The sequence below is a fragment of the Sphingomonas sp. 10B4 genome (genome assembly GCF_035019905.1).
Classification (GTDB): Bacteria; Pseudomonadota; Alphaproteobacteria; order Sphingomonadales; family Sphingomonadaceae; genus Sphingomonas; species Sphingomonas glacialis.
Genome location: NZ_JASJVC010000001.1, coordinates 1 through 16,292 on the forward strand (window position 1 = coordinate 1; position 16,292 = coordinate 16,292).

10 protein-coding genes are annotated in these 16,292 nt (G+C 65.6%); 5 read left to right on the forward strand and 5 right to left on the reverse strand.

Translation table 11 applies throughout. The features are described from left to right. Positions 1–692, reverse strand: a 692-nt coding sequence (locus QN347_RS00005; RefSeq protein ID WP_323493936.1) for an IS66 family transposase, incomplete at its 3' end; no start/stop codon positions are given. A gap of 248 nt (positions 693–940) precedes the next feature. Here QN347_RS00005 and QN347_RS20945 point away from each other — a divergent pair. Continuing rightward, a complete protein-coding gene (locus QN347_RS20945) occupies positions 941–1,177 on the forward strand; it encodes a helix-turn-helix domain-containing protein (RefSeq protein WP_416194505.1) in 237 nt (78 codons plus the stop codon). A 331-nt stretch (positions 1,178–1,508) separates the two neighbouring features. Here QN347_RS20945 and QN347_RS00010 read toward each other — a convergent pair whose 3' ends face one another. Genes QN347_RS00010 through QN347_RS00025 form a run of 4 tightly spaced genes read right to left on the reverse strand, consistent with a single transcriptional unit; the run spans position 1,509 to position 8,471 of the window. Beyond that, positions 1,509–2,993, reverse strand: a complete 1,485-nt coding sequence (locus QN347_RS00010; protein ID WP_322164081.1) for a carboxylesterase/lipase family protein — start codon at positions 2,991–2,993, stop codon at positions 1,509–1,511. Beyond that, the gene (locus QN347_RS00015; RefSeq protein ID WP_133187613.1) at positions 2,990–3,742 is read right to left on the reverse strand and encodes a GDSL-type esterase/lipase family protein; all 753 of its coding nucleotides are present in this window, start codon (positions 3,740–3,742) and stop codon (positions 2,990–2,992) included. Before QN347_RS00015 ends, QN347_RS00010 begins: the two co-directional genes overlap by 4 nt. Continuing rightward, positions 3,742–5,064, reverse strand: a complete 1,323-nt coding sequence (locus QN347_RS00020; RefSeq protein ID WP_322164080.1) for a sugar porter family MFS transporter — start codon at positions 5,062–5,064, stop codon at positions 3,742–3,744. Before QN347_RS00020 ends, QN347_RS00015 begins: the two co-directional genes overlap by 1 nt. Continuing rightward, complete coding sequence (locus QN347_RS00025; RefSeq protein ID WP_416194504.1) at positions 5,061–8,471, reverse strand: glycosyl hydrolase 2 galactose-binding domain-containing protein; 3,411 nt, start codon at positions 8,469–8,471, stop codon at positions 5,061–5,063. The genes QN347_RS00020 and QN347_RS00025 overlap by 4 nt, the downstream gene beginning before the upstream one ends. A 453-nt stretch (positions 8,472–8,924) precedes the next feature. Here QN347_RS00025 and QN347_RS00030 point away from each other — a divergent pair, with 453 nt between their 5' ends. The 4 genes from QN347_RS00030 to QN347_RS00045 all read left to right on the forward strand — a co-directional run bounded on the left by QN347_RS00030 (position 8,925) and on the right by QN347_RS00045 (position 16,088). Then, a complete protein-coding gene (locus tag QN347_RS00030) occupies positions 8,925–12,098 on the forward strand; it encodes a TonB-dependent receptor (RefSeq protein ID WP_322164078.1) in 3,174 nt (1,057 codons plus the stop codon). A gap of 109 nt (positions 12,099–12,207) precedes the next feature. Then, positions 12,208–13,740 (forward strand): tryptophan halogenase family protein, encoded by a 1,533-nt coding sequence (locus tag QN347_RS00035; protein WP_322164077.1) that lies wholly within the window; start codon positions 12,208–12,210, stop codon positions 13,738–13,740. An 85-nt stretch (positions 13,741–13,825) separates the two neighbouring features. Next, a complete protein-coding gene (locus QN347_RS00040; protein WP_010406416.1) occupies positions 13,826–15,103 on the forward strand; it encodes an ROK family transcriptional regulator in 1,278 nt (425 codons plus the stop codon). A gap of 85 nt (positions 15,104–15,188) precedes the next feature. Continuing rightward, positions 15,189–16,088 (forward strand): ROK family protein, encoded by a 900-nt coding sequence (locus QN347_RS00045; protein ID WP_323493937.1) that lies wholly within the window; start codon positions 15,189–15,191, stop codon positions 16,086–16,088. Positions 16,089–16,292: the final 204 nt, after the last annotated feature.

Sequence of the window (16,292 nt, forward strand, 5' to 3'; positions counted from 1 at the left end):
TACACAACCTGAGCGGCGCGGCTGAACGCGGCGGTATGGACGACGGCCTTGCTCGAACAAAACACCCACTGATACGCATTGCATCCCTCGATCCGCATGCCCGTCTCGTCACAGGCGACAACTTCGGCGCCGCGCAAGGCCGCCAGGGCATCGTCGCGTCCCGCGGCAAAGACCGGTGCGGTGCGTTTGAACATGTTCATCAGCGCGCCCTGGCTGAGTTGCAGGCCGAACAGATCGGCAAGCGCGCCTTGCAGCCGTTCATAGGAAAACAGCTGGTTCGATTTGAGATAAAGCGCCAGCGCATGGATCCTGTGCCCGAACGGCGTGCCTTGCGCTGCTGCCGGCAAGGGCGCCGCCGACGTCTTGCCGCAGCTGGCACAACGGCATTTCAGCCGCCGGTGCCGTCTGACCAGAGGCTTGATCTCGGGCAGGTCGATCTCGTCATACTCCCCGATCACCGCGCAGGACGCATCCTCGGCAAACGCCAGACCGCAGTGGTCACAATGCGCCGGGCGATGGTCTTCGTGAGCATCGGGCACTTCAGCCAGTACGCGGGCGTACCCCTTATGACCGAGCTTGGCGCCGCCGGGCCGCGAACTTTCCCGCTTTGCCTTCCTGTCCGTCGATGGTGGCTTCGAAGAGGTGCGCGACGTCTTGTCCGGGCGCTGCATCCCAAGAACCAGATCGATCAACTCAGGCTTCGTAAGCCCCTCGAGTTCCTCACGTTTCATAAACAGGATGAATCACGGACTGCCCGGTTTGACAAGGGGGTGGGTAATTACCGGTTGGGAGCACGTCGCGCATCCGGCCGGGCCTCAATGGGAAGGGCAGTTCTTCATCGACGAGATGCCGGGGGTCGAACGACTACTGCCGGTCACTCCGGGACAGGTACCTGACCGAATTCGGGAATTCGTCGAGGGGGTCGAAGGGAGTTTGATCATTGCGTTTTGGAGAGCGGATGAGAGCTATCCGCTTGGCATCGGGACTTACCTTAAAAGAGATCGCAAGGGCCGCCGGCGTCTCGATCGCGTTGCTGTCCAGGCTCGAGCGCGCGCAGGCGCCACGATCCCGCCTGTTCCGCTTGGAGCAGCGAACGGTGGATGGGGAGCAAGTGCCAGTGCTGGTAGTCCGCAACTCGCACCTAAATGCGATATGGTCCGCGCGCGACGTAGATTGACTGACTTACCGGCTGCTTCCGAGGTAATTCGGGTGGATAGCGGTCTGTCCGATATCGGAACGCGACCTGTGTAAACGGCCGTTCCTTCATGTGGCAGAGCGGCAACTCCGAGCGCGCGCCGGGTGTGCGAGCTCGATCCCCTGTCGCACGTGTTCGCCAGTGTTGACGGCCCGAAAGCACCGGAGTTCGTCAAGCGCGGATTGAGATCGACAGCTTGGGCGATCGCCATGAGCAGGACAGCGGTGTCCGTGGGATTTCGGATCACTCTAGCTGACTGGCGTAATGGGAGCGAGGTTGGACGCCATAAGATTGGGGCAGCCTTTCGATGCGCCTATGGTGCATAGCGCCAGGAACACGGCAATCGAAATGCAGCGCGGGTGAGCGTTCCCGCAGAGGTGAAGGCGATTTCGATCGACCGGGTCGGTCTGGATCGCGGCCAGTAGGCAACACCCGCGCTGTTGGGATTTCGCGTTCGGACAAAATTAATCCAATAGGTCTGCAGCGGGGGCGCTGCAGCCTCCAGGCCCGTATTTGGCGATGCGAACACGCTGCGCAATTCGCTTCCGTGGGTCACTGCCGCACCGTCTGGTGGCGTATAATCATACGTGTACCGCCAAACCGAACCGCCGCGCGTGGCCACGGCCTTGGCGGCTACGTTCGTCGGGCAACGGAAGGTCAAGTCGGTGGCGAGCTGCAGGGTCGCGTCACCCAGCCGCGGGTCGGACCGCGGAACCTGCCCCGGACCGAGCCCATAATAGGCGAGTGCGACGCCGGCGGTATCCCCGAACGCGCCTGTGGCGATCGCGCGCGCTGCGGAGAGGTCACCGTGCAGCGGCAGCTCGCGGGCATTGGTGCCGATGATCAGCGGCACGGGATTGGATCGCCCGCGCGCGAGCAGGCGCGCCGGCGTATCGGTCAACACGCGACCATCGACCACCGCCTGCAGCCAGATGAAGCTATTATCGTCGAGGCCCGGCACGACGACCGCTTCTTGCGCTACAAGAATGCGTTCGACCGGAAGCGCGCGCAGCTGAGCCGCTGTAGGGTCACGGGCGAGGCCCGCCGCCTGGGCGAACGACGCGCCGACCGCTTCGTTCTGCGCGAGACTGCGCGGCGGCACGCCGAACCCCGCAGTCCCGCTTTCCTGGATCGCAGCATGGAACAGCCCGTGCGCGAGCGGGGATAGTTGTTGCAACGCGACGTCTTGCGCGCCGGCCGATTCTCCAGCGATCGTCACTCGTCGCGGATCGCCGCCGAACCGCGCGATGTTCCGCTGGACCCACCGGAGCGCGAGCTGTTGATCGAGCAGCGCGTAGTTGCCCGAATGCCCACCAGCCTCGGCGCTAAGCGCCGGGTGACTGAGGAAACCGAGTGCGCCCAGGCGATACTGAATGCTGACGAGTACGATCCGGTGTTCGGTGATGCGGCTCTCGACGGTGCCGCCGGCGGCCCCGCCGCGATTGCCGCCGCCGTGGATCCATACCATCACTGGAAGCCTGGCAACGCGCGACAGGAACGGGGTGCGGACGTCGACGAACAGGCAGTCCTCCGCGCCGCTGCGCGCCGCCGCCCGGTTCCACGTGCCATAGTCGGATTGCGGGCAGGCGGCATGGTCGGCGACCGCCGCGACGGGCTGCGTCCAAGGGCGGGGGCGGACCGGCGCCCGCCAGCGCAAAGCGCCGGTCGGCGGTGCGCCATAGCGGATTCCGCGGAACACCGCCCCGCCGCCCGCGATCGCTTCGCCGCGGACCGGGCCGTCGTCGGTTGTCACGATTGGACCGGCGGCTGCCAGCGCCAGCGCCAGCAACAGGCTCACCGCGGCAGGCCGACCGGGGCAGGGCGGGCGAGCGCATCGCGGATCGCGGCCTCGGCCACCGGCGCCATCGCGGCATAGCCGGCTTCGTTGGGGTGAACCCCGTCGACGGTGAAGGCGGCGCGCTGCGCCTGGCCGTCGTGGAGCGCGCTCCAGTAATCGGCATAGGTCGCGCCGATCTGGGCGGCGTAGCGCTTGAGCCAGGCATTCATCCGCTCGATCTTCGACGAAACCTCGAGCCCCGGGCGCCACGGGAAATTGGCCGCGGGTGGGATCGACGCGAGGATCACGCGAGTCCCGTTCGCGCGCGCGAGATCGCACATCATGATGATGTTGGCCTGCGTCTGCTCGAGCGTCATCGGGCCGGTGTTGCTGGCGATGTCGTTGGTGCCGCCCATGATCTGGACCGCGGCCGGATGCAGGTCGATCACGTCCTGGTGGAAGCGCAGCACCATCTGCGGCGTAGTCTGGCCGCCGATGCCGCGATCGACACGGTCGGGGCCGAAGAAGCTCGGGACCTTGTCGAACCACCCCTGGGTGATCGAATCGCCGATGAAGACGACGCGCTGGCCTGTTGCAGAGGGGGCGAGCGCCGCATTGGCGGGCTGGTAGCGGCCGAGCCACGCCCAATCCTCATGCAATCGCTGTTCGGCTTCCTGCGCCTGGCGGGCCTTGGCATCTGCAGGCGTTTGCGCGTTTGCGGCCGTGGCCAAAGGCAGTAGCACGGACAGCAATATCATGGCGTGGCGCATCAGCGGGACTCCATCATCCGGGCGTGCATCGCATCGAGCGCGACGCCCTTGGTTTCGGGGAAGAACAGCAGCACGACGACGCATTGCACCGCCATCGCAACCGCGAAGATCACGAACGGCGCGCCCGCCGACCACGCGACGAGCACCGGAAACACGCCGGCGATGGCGGCGTTCATCAGCCAGTGCGTACTTGCCCCAAGACCGCTGCCGCGCGCGCGCACCGCGCTCGGGAAGATCTCCGACAGATAGACCCAGATGACCGCGCCCTGGCTGGTCGCGAAGAAGGCGATGAAGCCGACCAAGGCGGGCAGCAGCGCGGCGTTGCCGATCCGTCCGAACAGCACCAGCGCGGCGACCGACAGGCAGACCGTCATCCCCGCCGCGCCTGCGGCGAGCAGCGTCCGCCGCCCGACGCGATCGATAAGCGCCATGCCCACCAGCGTGAACAGCAGATTGGCCGCGCCGATCAGGATCGCCTGCCGATCGGGTGAAAAGCTGCCGGCTTTGGCGAAGATGTCGTTGAGATAATAAAGGACCGCGTTGATCCCGGCGAGCTGGTTGAACATCGCGGTCGCGACCGCCAGCAGGATCGGCTTGCGATGCTTGCGCCACGACAGCGTCTCGCCCGGCGCATCCTGCCGCAGCGCGTTCTCGACCGACGCAAGCTCGGCGGACGCCTCGTCCGCGCTCAGGCCGATCCGCGTCATCGCGGTGCGCGCATCGTCCAGTCGGCCCGACAGGATCAGCCAGCGCGGGCTGTCCGGAATGCGCGCGAGCAGGACCAGGAACAGGATCGCGGGCGCGGCGGTGACGCCAAGCTTCCAGCGCCATGCCGCCTCGCTGACGAGCGATCCGACAACCGCATTGCTGAGATAGGCGACTAGGATCCCGGTGACGATCGCGAGCTGGAACAGCCCGACTAGCATCCCACGCCGGGCAGGCGGGGCGATCTCGGCGATATAGACCGGTGCGAGCACCGAGGACCCGCCGATCGCCAGCCCGCAGGCGAAGCGGAAGGCGAGGAACGCGGTCCAATCGGTGACCAGGGCGCAGCCGAGCCCGGCGAGAACATACAATATGCCGAGCAGGCCGAGCACACGGCGGCTGCCATAGCGATCTCCCGGCTTGCCGGTGAACAGCGCACCGATCAGCGTTCCCCACAGCGCCGCGGACACCGTGACCCCGAGCGTTTCAGGGGTCAGGCGGTAGATCCGCGTGAGGTCGCCGGTGACGCCCGCGATCACCGCGGTGTCGAACCCGAACAACAGCCCGGCGAGCGCGGCGGTGCCGATGCTCGCCGCCAGGACGCCGCGGCCGCTCACCGCAGTGCCGTGCTCGATGCGGCGACGTTCCAGCCGCGCAGCGTGACGCTCGGGGTGGCAGCCTTGGCGGTCGGGTAGCGGATCTCGACCGTGCGGCTTTCGCCGGGCAGCAGCGAGACGTAATTGTCGGTGAAATAGGCTGGCAGGACCTGGCTGCCGTCCGCGTTCAGGACGGTCAGCTTGGTTTCGATCGCCGGGGTCTGGCTCGAATTGGTGAGCGTGACCGTCGCGACCGTCTCGGCGCCATCGACCCGGCTGCTCGCTTGGGTCTGCAGCGTGACTGGGGCGAGCGCATTGAGCGCCTGGAACTGCGGGTCGGTGGCGGCCTGCCAGTAGAGGTTGGTCGACAGGACCTTGCCCGCCGCGTCGCGCGCCTCGAGTCGAACCAATGCGACGCCCTTGGCGAGGATCGGCGCGAGGTCGAGCGTGAACGCCGTGTTGGCGGTCTCACCGGTCGCCGTCAGCGTGGTACGCTTTTCGGCGAGCACGCGGTTGTCAAGGCTGACGACCTTGGCCGAAACCGTCACCCCGCGCAGATCGCCGACGCGGTTGTTGACCAGCATCACGTTGTAATCGGGCAGGTTCATCTGGACGTGGACCGGTTCGGACGCCTTCTTGACGCCGTAGAACGACGCCTGCGTGTCGTAATCCGACGAGAACATCTGCCATGCCGACGACGGCCACGCCGGCTGCGTCATCCACAGCATCCGGCCGCTATTCTGCGTCCACAGCCCGGCGTTCATGCCCTCGAAGATCGCGCGGTACGATTCATACTGCATCATCTGCGCCTTGCGCTCGAAATCCTCGAGGCTCGTGCCCGGGCCGAAACGCGTCGCGAGCGCGTTCATATAGCTCGTCACTGCGCCGTTCCCGGTCTGGTGCCAGTCATGATATGCCCAGCTGTCGCTGATCGGCCAGCGATCGGGCTCGGGGATCGCACGCTTCCACGCCTCGAGCGTCGGCAGCGACGGCGTGCCGCTCTCGACCGAGAAACCCTTGGCGTGCTCGGTGAAATATTCGACCGGGGGACGCCAATTGTACGGCCCGCTGTTCTGCAGATTCACGCGATTTGACGAGCCCATGTAGATCCGCGTCCCATCCTCCTTGTGGATCAGCGCCTGCAGGCCTTCGTTGAGGATCGGCTGCGGCACGCCTTCGTTGCGGCCGAACCACACTACGATCGAGGGGTGGTTGCGATAGCGCTTAACCACGTCGGTCGCGTTCTTGAGGAACAGCGCCGGGTCCTGCGCCTCGATGTTATAGTCCTGCGTCGATTCCCAGAAATCGTTGAGGATCATCAGGCCGTATTCGTCGGCGAGATCGTAGAAAGAGTCCTCGGTGTTCTGCCCAACCCAGTTGCGGATCATGTTCATGTGCGCATCCTGATGAAGCCGGAAGAACGGCTCCAGCCGCGCACGGTCGACGCGCTTCATCAAGTCGTCCATGCCGATATTGCCACCGCGCGCCGCGATCCGCACGCCGTTGACGCGAATTACGAGATACGGCGTCAGGCCGTCCTCATCCTTGATCCGCCGTACCGCGGGCGAGCTTTCCGCGCCCGGCACCAACGACGCCGCCCAGCCGTCCTTGATCTTGCGGATCCCGTCATGGCTGCCGTCGACGATCTGCTGGCCGAGCGCGCGCGCCTTCGACAGATCAATCCCGACGCGTTCGAGCTCGCCCTTCTGGTCCATCAGCGAGATGTCGTAGGTGACCTGGCGCATGCCGAAGCGCAGCGTGCGGGTGTCGCTCGGCTGGCCGGCGATGGTGCTGGTCAGCGTCAGCGTGTGGAGCGCGGGGGCGCCATAGCCGTTCGGCCACCACAGCTTGGGGTTGCGGACGGACAATTGCGGGAAATCGGACGGACGCAGGACAACCTGACTGCTCTGTCCGGGCGCGAGCGTCACCGTCTTCTCGACCGCGACGTCGTCGAACGCGGCGCGCACGACGGTCATGACCGGCTGCGCCGACGCGTTGGCGACGGGCACGGTGATCTCGACATCGGCGACGCTGTTGTCGGCGCGTGGCAAGGTAGTGACGACCTGCGCATCGCCGAGCGTCGCCGCGCCCGTCGCCGCGAGCGTGACACCCTGCCACAGGCCGGTGTTGCGGTCGCGGATGCTCGGGATCCAGTCCCACCCTTCGGCCGCGCCGAAGGTCGGGCCGTCGAGCATCATGATCCCGCCATTCTCGCCGACGCCCGCAGTCAGCGATTCCTCCTGCGGGATGCCGGGATGCGGTGCGGGCGAGACCTTGACCGCAATCGCGTTGCGGCCGGGGAGCAGCTTGCCGGTCACGTCGAATTGGCCGCGGATGAAGGCGCCCTTCATCGTGCCGATCACCTGGCCGTTGAGCCAGACTTCGGCGGCATAGTTGACGCCCTTGAAGGTCAGCTGCTGGTGCTTGCCCGCGGCCTCTGCCGGAACGTCGAATTCGGTGCGATACCAATATTCCTGCCGCGCCAGCGTTTCGGGGATCGCCAGATTGTTGAGCCCGTGCGCCGGGTCGGGATAGACGCCACGATCGACCAGCGTGGTCAGCACGGTGCCGGGGACGGTCGCGGCGTACCAGCCCTTCGTGTCGAACCCGGCGCGGCTGAGCGTCGTGCCGGGGGCGACGACTTTCGGCGCCTCGGCCAGTTGCCAGCCGTTGACGTCCCATTGCCCCGGCCCGGTCGCGACGATCGCCGCCGCGGTCGATACCGGCTTCGCGACCGGCGTATCGAACGGAGCCTTCGACGTCGGTAGCGTCGCCGCGTCCTGCGGTGCGGTCTGGCCATACATCTGGTGGACCTGGACCGGCCAGGTCGGGCTGCCCTGCTGGAAGGCGATGAGCGCGGGGTCGGGCGCGCGCGCAGCGGCGGCAGCGATCGTAGCTGCGTCCGCTGCCCCTGCGACGAGCGCGAAGTTCGCGACACGTCCGGCAAAGACCGGCGCGTTCGCCCGCGGGGCGAGCGTCAGCACCGGCGACACCGCCGCCGCCGCCATTTTGCGCTGCGCGACTGGCTTGCCATCGACGAACAGCCGGGCGGTCGTCCCGTCGAAGCTGGCCGCGACATGATGCCAGGAAGCGGACCCGAGCCGCGCGGGGGAGACGAGCGTGCCAGCCTCGGTGACGAGGCTCGGCTTCCCGCCGTCGAGCGCGAGAAAGCGGCGCGGGCCAGTGCCGGGATCGCCGAATCCGCCGATCAGCGCACTCCCGGTAGGAAGCGCGCTGGGCTCGATCCACGCCGACAGCGTCCAGGTCGGCGTGGCGATCGCCAGGGCGTCGGCACCGCCTATCCGGCTCACGATCGCATCGCCGCCCGCAGGCAGGTTGGCGTTGATCGGTCCATAGGTTTGCGCGCGCGCCGTTGCGGCGGTCGCCAGCAGAGCGATCACTGTCGCGCTTATCCGTACCATGCCCATCGATCGCCTCCCAGGATGCCGATCACGTCGGCTTGCCGCGACCAAAAGCACAGCGGCGGTAGATTGCCAAATCAAATTTGTTTACTTCGGCAGCGGGCATCTCGAGTGCTTTTCGAGTGTCAGGGTCCCGTAGCGATGGGCGCGCACAGTCGGCCAGTGAGGCCTTTGCCGGAGGGAATGCCTTGAAAATCATCGTTCCGCAGCTGGCGCAACGAAAGGCTTTGGGACGTCAGAACCGTTACGAAGTGGAACCATATAAAATGCCAAATTGCATTATTTAATCGTTGACGTGCGCGCGGACTTGGTGGATTTGTCGCGCATCGGAGACGACGGCAAGTCGCGAACGCGGTTTTGGGGGAGGGGACAGGCACTGCCTGGACCGCACATTCTCTTCATCCCGTGCAACGTGACAAGGCCGCGGGCCGCCGACGCAGGGCTGGAGAGGATTGGGGAATGAAATTGAAATTTGGGCATAAGGCGACGTTGTTGATCGCCGTATCCGGCGCGGCCTTGCTGACCGGCACCGCCGCGTCGGCACAGCAGAGCGGAACGACACAAGGTGTGCTCGCGACTGCGCCAGCCGCGCAAGCCGCATCGCCATCGGCTGCGACCGCCGACCAGAAAAGCGCCGCGTCCGACCCCGTCGCCGCACCTTCATCCGCCGCCGACGACAGCGCCGCGACTCCGGACATCGTCGTGACCGGCATTCGCGGTGCGCAGCAGCGTGCGGTGAACCTGAAGCGCTCCGCTGGATCGGTGACCGACTCGATTTCCGCCGAGGATATCGGCAAGCTGCCCGACGTGACAATTTCGGATTCGCTCCAGCGTATCCCGGGTGTCCAGATCCGTCGCGACGCGGGCGAGGGCGCTGCGATCAACATCCGCGGCCTGCCGCAGGTGACGACGCTCCTCAACGGCGAGGCCTATCTCGGCGCACAGTCGATCACGACGATCCAGCCGAACTTCAACGATATCCCTTCGCAGCTGTTCGCCGGCGCCGACGTCATCAAGTCGAGCACCGCGGACCTGCTCAACGCCGGCATCACCGGTACGGTAAACCTGCGCACGCGGCGTCCGATGGACCTCAAGCGCGGCCTCACGCTCGCTGCAGCGGCGGAAGGGTCGTATGGCGACAAGTCGAAGGAGCTCGACAAGAGCTTCAACGGGCTGGTCGGTTATCACGGCGAGCGCTTCGGCGTGCTCGTGTCGGGCACCTATTCCAACCTGCATCTGTCGAATTCGCACAACGGCATCCAGGAAGGGTACGGCGTCGGGCTGCACAACGAGCAGTTCAACACCGCGGCCAATCCGAGCGGCGACGTCAACACGACCAACGGCTTCTCGCCCGCGAACCGGCCGCACGGGACGATCGTCGGCACCGGTCTCGACGTCAACGGCAACGGCACGTCGAACGACATCTTCATGACGCCGCAGGCGTTCACCGCGTGGAACAAGATCAACGAGCGCGAGCGGATCGGCGTCAACGCGTCGGCGCAATGGGAAATCAGCGATCAGCTGACGCTCGTCGCCGACGCCTTCTTCACGCGCCAGAACGAACATGACCGCACCGCGGGCATCCAGCTGCAAAACGTCAACTGGCAGGCGGGCGAAGCGACCCCGGGCGCCTCGCGCAATACCGGCGCGACGATCACGCAGACCGCGAACGGCATCCCGCACAGCTACAATCTCTATTCCACCCAGGTCTACAATTACGACCTCGGCAATTTCGATTCCTATTCGCAGAACGATCACTACAAGTCGCAATCGCAGAACTACAATGCCGAGCTTAAGTACGACAACGGCAGCGGTCTGAAGGCCAGCCTGCGCGGGATCTACGGCAAGGCTTCGCAGGATTACGACCAGAGCTATCTGCAGTTCAGCGTCAGCAACGGCGCGCAGTGGCAGCCGGGCGGCATCGGTCGCTATCCGAGCGGAAACGTCGCGTTCAACCCCGGCGGGTATGCGGTCAACACGATTGCGGGCGCCGCATCGCTACCGGCGACGGTCAATTTTTCCGGCAGCCAGCCGGTCTTCACGCTGCCATCGCAGCTCACCTCGCTGCTCGGCAACATCAACAATTATGCGATGAAGACGACCTCGTCGGAAGGGAATTACCGCCGCAACGGGGATCTCAAGCTGATCCGCGGCGATGTGTCATACGAAGCCAACGAGTCGGTCAGCCTCAGCGCAGGCGCGCGCTACAGCGAACGCTCGGTGACCGATTTCGAATTCGATCGCGCCGCGCCGCTCTATGCAGGGCAGGCCTCCAAGGCGGGCGGGTGTCTCGTCAAGTGGAAGGCGTTCGACGTTCCGCTGAACGATCCGAGCTGCTCGGCGGGCCCGGTCGGCGCCGCTTACACCGCCGGCGTCGTCCGCAATGCCAACAACGCAATCTTCAACGGCCAGGTGAAGCAATACACGCTGCCGGGCGTGGGCCTGCCGGGGATCTATGTCCTCAACCCTGGCGCGATGGACAATGCTCTGGCGTTCCAGAACAGCTTCTACCCGGGCAATGTCGAGGTGCAGAACCCCGGTGCGTCGTTCAACGTCGGCGTGAAGCAGATCTCGGGCTATCTGCAGATGAACGTGAAGGGCGAGATCTTCGGGATCCCCGTGTCGGGCAACGCCGGCGCAAAGATCATCAACACCAAGCTCGACATCGTCCAGTTCGTCACCGGTTCGCCGCAGCCTTATGGTCTGGCGAACCTCAGCAACGGGATCGTCGAGACCAAGCGCAACTTCACCGATGTGCTGCCGGCGTTCAACATGGCGTTCGATTTCTCGCGCAATCTCAAGCTGCGTGTCGCGTTCAGCCAGACGATGACGCTGCTCGATCTCAACCAGTGGGGCGGGGGTCTCAACCCGACCTATGCGATCGACACCACCAATGCCGGGTCGCCGGTGTTCCGCGTGACCGGCGGCAGCTCGAACGGCAACCCGCAGCTCGATCCGTGGCGTGCCACCAATGTCGAGGGTTCGCTCGAATATTATATCGGGCGGAGCAGCTTGCTGAGCCTCGGCGCCTTCTACATCGATGTCGCCAGCTTCATTCAGTCGGGCACGGTGACGCGCACTGACCTGCCCGACAATGACGGCGTCGTGCGCGGTCGCACCGTGTTCATCACGACGCCGGTGCAAGGACGTGGCGGCACGCTCAAGGGGCTCGAGGCGGGCTGGAAGCAGTCGTTCAGCGACTTGGGCTTCATGCCGCACGTGTTGTCGAACTTCGGCATCGACGCGAACATCACTTATTCGCCATCGAATTCGGGGCAGACCGATCTCGCGGGCGCGTCGATCCCGTTCCAGGACAATTCGAAGATCCAGACCAACCTCGCCGGCTTCTATCAGGACGGGCATCTGCAGGCGCGCGTCGCCTGGAACTATCGCTCAAAGCGGGCGGTGCAGTCGGATTTCAGCGGGATCAGCGGGCTCGAACTATACCAGCAGCCGACCAACTACGTCGATGCATCGCTCAGCTACGACATCAATTCGCACTTCACCTTCTACGCGCAGGGCTCGAACCTGACGGGCGAGTATGAGAAATATTACCTGACCTTCCCCGATGCGAAGGCGTACAACAACATCTACGAACGGCGTTTCACCGGCGGCGTCCGCGTCAAGTTCTGACGCTGGCACCGTACCCGACCGCCCCGACACCCGTTCGCTCCGACAGGCGCGAACGGGTGTCGGGTGCGGGCGGAACGCCTGGGCGCGGGCAGCGCTATGGGAAGATCGCATGACCGGACAGAGCGAGAGGATCCACGGCGAGCGAGCGATACGCTCGATCGTCATCGTTGGCGGCGGGACCGCGGGGTGGATGGCCGCGGCGATGCTCGCGCGCCGGCTCGAGAAGCAGCGGGTCAAGATCACCGTCGTCGAATCGAGCGCGATCGGCACCGTCGGTGTCGGCGAGGCGACCGTGCCCGGCATCCGCGATTTCTTCCGCGAGATTGGGGTGACCGAACGCGAGGTGATGGCGGCGTCGCACGGCACGGTTAAGCTCGGCATCGAGTTCGCGGATTGGAAGCGGCCGGGGCACAGCTTTTTCCATCCGTTTGGGCTGTACGGGATGCGCTCGCGCGGCGTCGCATTCCATCACTATTGGCAGAAACTGCGCGCGGCGGGCGAACCGGTCGAGCTCGCCGACTATTGCCTGGCAACCGCGATGGCGAAGCAGAACGTCTTCATGCTGCCGACCGATCGGCCGGTCCACGACCTGCTGTTCTTCGACTGGGCGGTGCATTTCGATGCCGGGCTGTTCGCCAAGTTTCTGGCGACTCGCGCCGTTTCGGATGGCGTCACGCGGGTCGACGCGACGATCAGCACCGTCCGGATCAACGCGCAGACCGGGCTGATCGACGGCGTTGACACCAATTGCGGCAAGGCGATCGACGGTGACCTGTTCATCGATTGCACGGGCTTCCGCTCGTTGCTGCTCGGGGCAGCGCTCGGCAGCGGCTATGAGGATTGGAGCAATCTACTGCCGTGCGATCGCGCGGTGGCGATGCCGTGCGAACGCGCAGGGCCGCTGACGCCGTTTACGCGCAGCACGGCCTTCGCACAGGGCTGGCAATGGCGCATTCCGCTCCAGCACCGCGTCGGCAACGGGCTGGTCTATGCCAGCCGGCATTTGTCCGACGACGAGGCGGTTGCCACGCTGCGCTCGCGGATCGAGGGGGCACCGCTAGCCGAGCCCAATCTGATCCGCTTCCGCACCGGGCATCGGCGCGACTTCTGGCGCGGGAACTGCGTCGGGCTCGGGCTGGCCGCGGGGTTCATGGAGCCGCTCGAATCGACCAGCATCACGCTGATCCAGACCGGCATCGAAAAGCTGCTCGCGCTTTTCCCGGATCGCGACTTCGACCCAGCGCTGGCGAGCGAATACAATCGCTCAACGACGCTCGAATACGAGCGGATTCGCGATTTCCTGCTGCTGCACTATTGGGCGAACGATCGGCGTGGCGAGCCGATGTGGGATCAATGTCGCGACACCGCCTTGCCCGAGGCGTTGGCCAACAAGCTCCGGCTGTTCCGTGCGCGCGGGCATCTGGTCCGGTACGAATGGGAATCGTTCCAGGATCCGAGCTGGCTTTCGATGTATGCCGGTTTCGACATCGCGGCGCGGACGTACGATCCTGCGGCCGATTATTTCTCGATTCCCGATCTGCAATCAGCGCTCGCGCGGATGCGGGAGTCGATCGGCAAGGCGGTCGCGCTGGGGGAACCGCATGATGCCTTCCTGAAGGCTTATGCTGTAGCGTCGGCATGATCGCCTGCGCAGCGCCCCTAGAGGCGCACGCAGGGGTGGGCGGGGGCTGGCGACCGCCAGGGTGCGGCGCTCGGGCAACGAGGATATGATGGTGCAGGGAGCGGACGGAATTTTGGATCTTTCGGACTTCACCCCGACGGGACCAGGCGTGACCGCGAGCGACCGCGCCGCGCGGCTCGGCACCAGCCTGTCGGGGACCAACCTCGTGCGCGCCGGCGACTATAATCAGCGCGTTGTCCTCCAGGTGATCCGCAAGAACCCCGACATCACGCGTACCGAGATTGCGGCGATGACCGGGCTGACCGCCCCGACCATCGCCAACATCACCGCCCGCCTGTTCGAGAGCGATCTGGTCGTCGAGTCGGGCCGGCGTACGGGCGGGCGCGGCCAACCCGCTACGCGCTTGCGGATCAACCCCGACGGCTGTTTCGCGATCGGTCTCAACGTCGACCGCGATCACGTCACGCTCGTATCGCTCGATCTTGCGGGAACGGTTCGGTCACGGCTGACGCGGCAGATCGCGTTCGCGATGCCCGACGATGTCGTCGCGATCGTCCGCGAGGGGCTCGGCGAGATCCAGCGCAGCGGCGCGCTCCGCGAGGACCGCATCCTCGGCATGGGCGTCGCCGTGCCCGACGATCTCGGCCGGGTTGCCCTGCCGCACCGCCCTGCGAATTACGAGCGCTGGAGCGAGGTCGATCTGCCCGCGCTGCTCGGCGCGATCGTGCCCTTGTCGATCCATGTCGACAACGACGCCGCTGCCGCGGCGATCGGCGAGGCGCAGTTCGGCGGCGGGCTCGACCATGAAAGCTTTTTCTACATCCTCGTCAGCGCCGGCCTCGGCGGCGGTCTCGTGATCGACGGTGCATATTACCGCGGCGCCAACGCCCGCAGCGGAGAGATCGGCTTCCTTCCGCTGCACCGCTACGATCCCGGCGGGCAGGTGTTGCAGGATGTCGTCTCGCTGTCGGCGCTGTCCGCCAGGATCGAGCGCGCGGGCGTATCGCTCGACGGGGTCGATCCGACGATCGCGTTTCCGGACGCCGCCAAGCCGTATATCGACGGATGGATCGACGATGCGACTGACGCGCTGATACCCCCGCTGACCGCGGTCAATTGCCTGATCAACCCGGCGGTGGTGTTGATTGGCGGGCGCCTGCCTGACGAGATCCTCGACCGGCTCGCGGAGGCGAGCAATCGCAAGCTGCGCGCAATGGCGCCCAACATCCCCGCGCTGGCGCCGATGGCGCGCGCTACGCTGTCGCGCGATGCCCCTGCCGTTGGGGCGGCGATCTTGCCGTTTCTCGATCGGATCCTTCCCTCGGATTCGATCCTGATCAAGAGCAAAGCGGCGATTATATAAATTGACTTTGTTTATTGGCGGGGCAGGGTTGCCCGGTGCGATATGTCGCGCCGGACAGCGCGGCGGACCCTTGGAAGGCATTTAAGTGGTGATACAGATCGGCGTCGATTTCGGCGGGACCAAGATCGAAGCGGCTGCGCTCGATGCGGCGGGGCAGTATGTCGTGCGGACCCGGATCCCCAATCCCGGCAGCTACGATGCGGCGATCCGCGACGTGCGCGATCTGATCGCTGCGGTCGAACGCGACGCCGGTGCGACGGGAACGATCGGGATCGGCACGCCGGGGTCGGTCGACCCGCGGTCGGGGCTGATGCGCAACGCAAATTCGACCTATCTTAACGGTCGCACCTTTCGCTACGACCTCGAGCATGCGATCGGGCGCGAACTGCGCATCGCCAACGATGCCAATTGCATGGCGCTGTCCGAAGCCGTCGACGGCGCGGCGGTTGGCGCCCGCACGGCCTTTGCCGTCATCATCGGTACCGGCGTGGGCGGCGGTCTCGTGGTCGACGGGCAGATCGTCGAGGGTGCAAATGGGATCGGCGGCGAATGGGGCCATGTTCCGTTGCCGTGGATGACCGCCGAGGAATTTCCAGGCCCGGCCTGTTGGTGCGGCCAAGCCGGGTGCCTCGACATGCTGATTTCCGGGACGGGGCTTCGCAAGGATTACGCCGCGTGCGGCGGCGAGGGGCTAGATTGCCCCGCCATTGTGGCCGCGGCGCGAGAGGCCGATCCGCTCGCGGTGGCGGCCCTTGATGCCTATGTCAGCCGGCTCGGACGGGCGATGGCGATGATTGTGAATATCGTCGATCCTGATGTGTTCGTGGTTGCGGGCGGCATGTCGAACGTCACCGAAATCTATCCTGCTTTGCCCGATATCGTCCGCGCGCATGTATTTGGCGGGGTGTGGGAGGGGCGCATTGTTCCGGCACAATGGGGCGATGCGTCGGGAGTGCGCGGTGCGGCGCGGCTGTGGGGACGCTGATGACCGAGACATCGCGTCGAACCGGACCTTGATAGATACGGGCCAGTCCCGATAGCGTCATAATCGCCGGCACATCTTCCCCCCTTTAGAGCGGCGTTTCCAAAAGCCGATTGAGCATTCCTTGATCGATCCGGCACCCAGGAGACGCAGCAGTGGCAGACGCGTGATTGAACGAGCGCGCGCCTGAAAGGCAGAACATCCGGA

Excerpts from the sequence above, each read along its gene's own strand:
- QN347_RS00025 (WP_416194504.1), bottom strand. The coding sequence starts at position 8,471 with ATGGGCATGGTACGGATAAGCGCGACAGTGATCGCTCTGCTGGCGACC.
- QN347_RS00035 (WP_322164077.1), top strand. The coding sequence starts at position 12,208 with ATGACCGGACAGAGCGAGAGGATCCACGGCGAGCGAGCGATACGCTCG.
- QN347_RS00040 (WP_010406416.1), top strand. The coding sequence starts at position 13,826 with ATGATGGTGCAGGGAGCGGACGGAATTTTGGATCTTTCGGACTTCACC.
- QN347_RS00030 (WP_322164078.1), top strand. The coding sequence starts at position 8,925 with ATGAAATTGAAATTTGGGCATAAGGCGACGTTGTTGATCGCCGTATCC.
- QN347_RS00015 (WP_133187613.1), bottom strand. The coding sequence starts at position 3,742 with ATGCGCCACGCCATGATATTGCTGTCCGTGCTACTGCCTTTGGCCACG.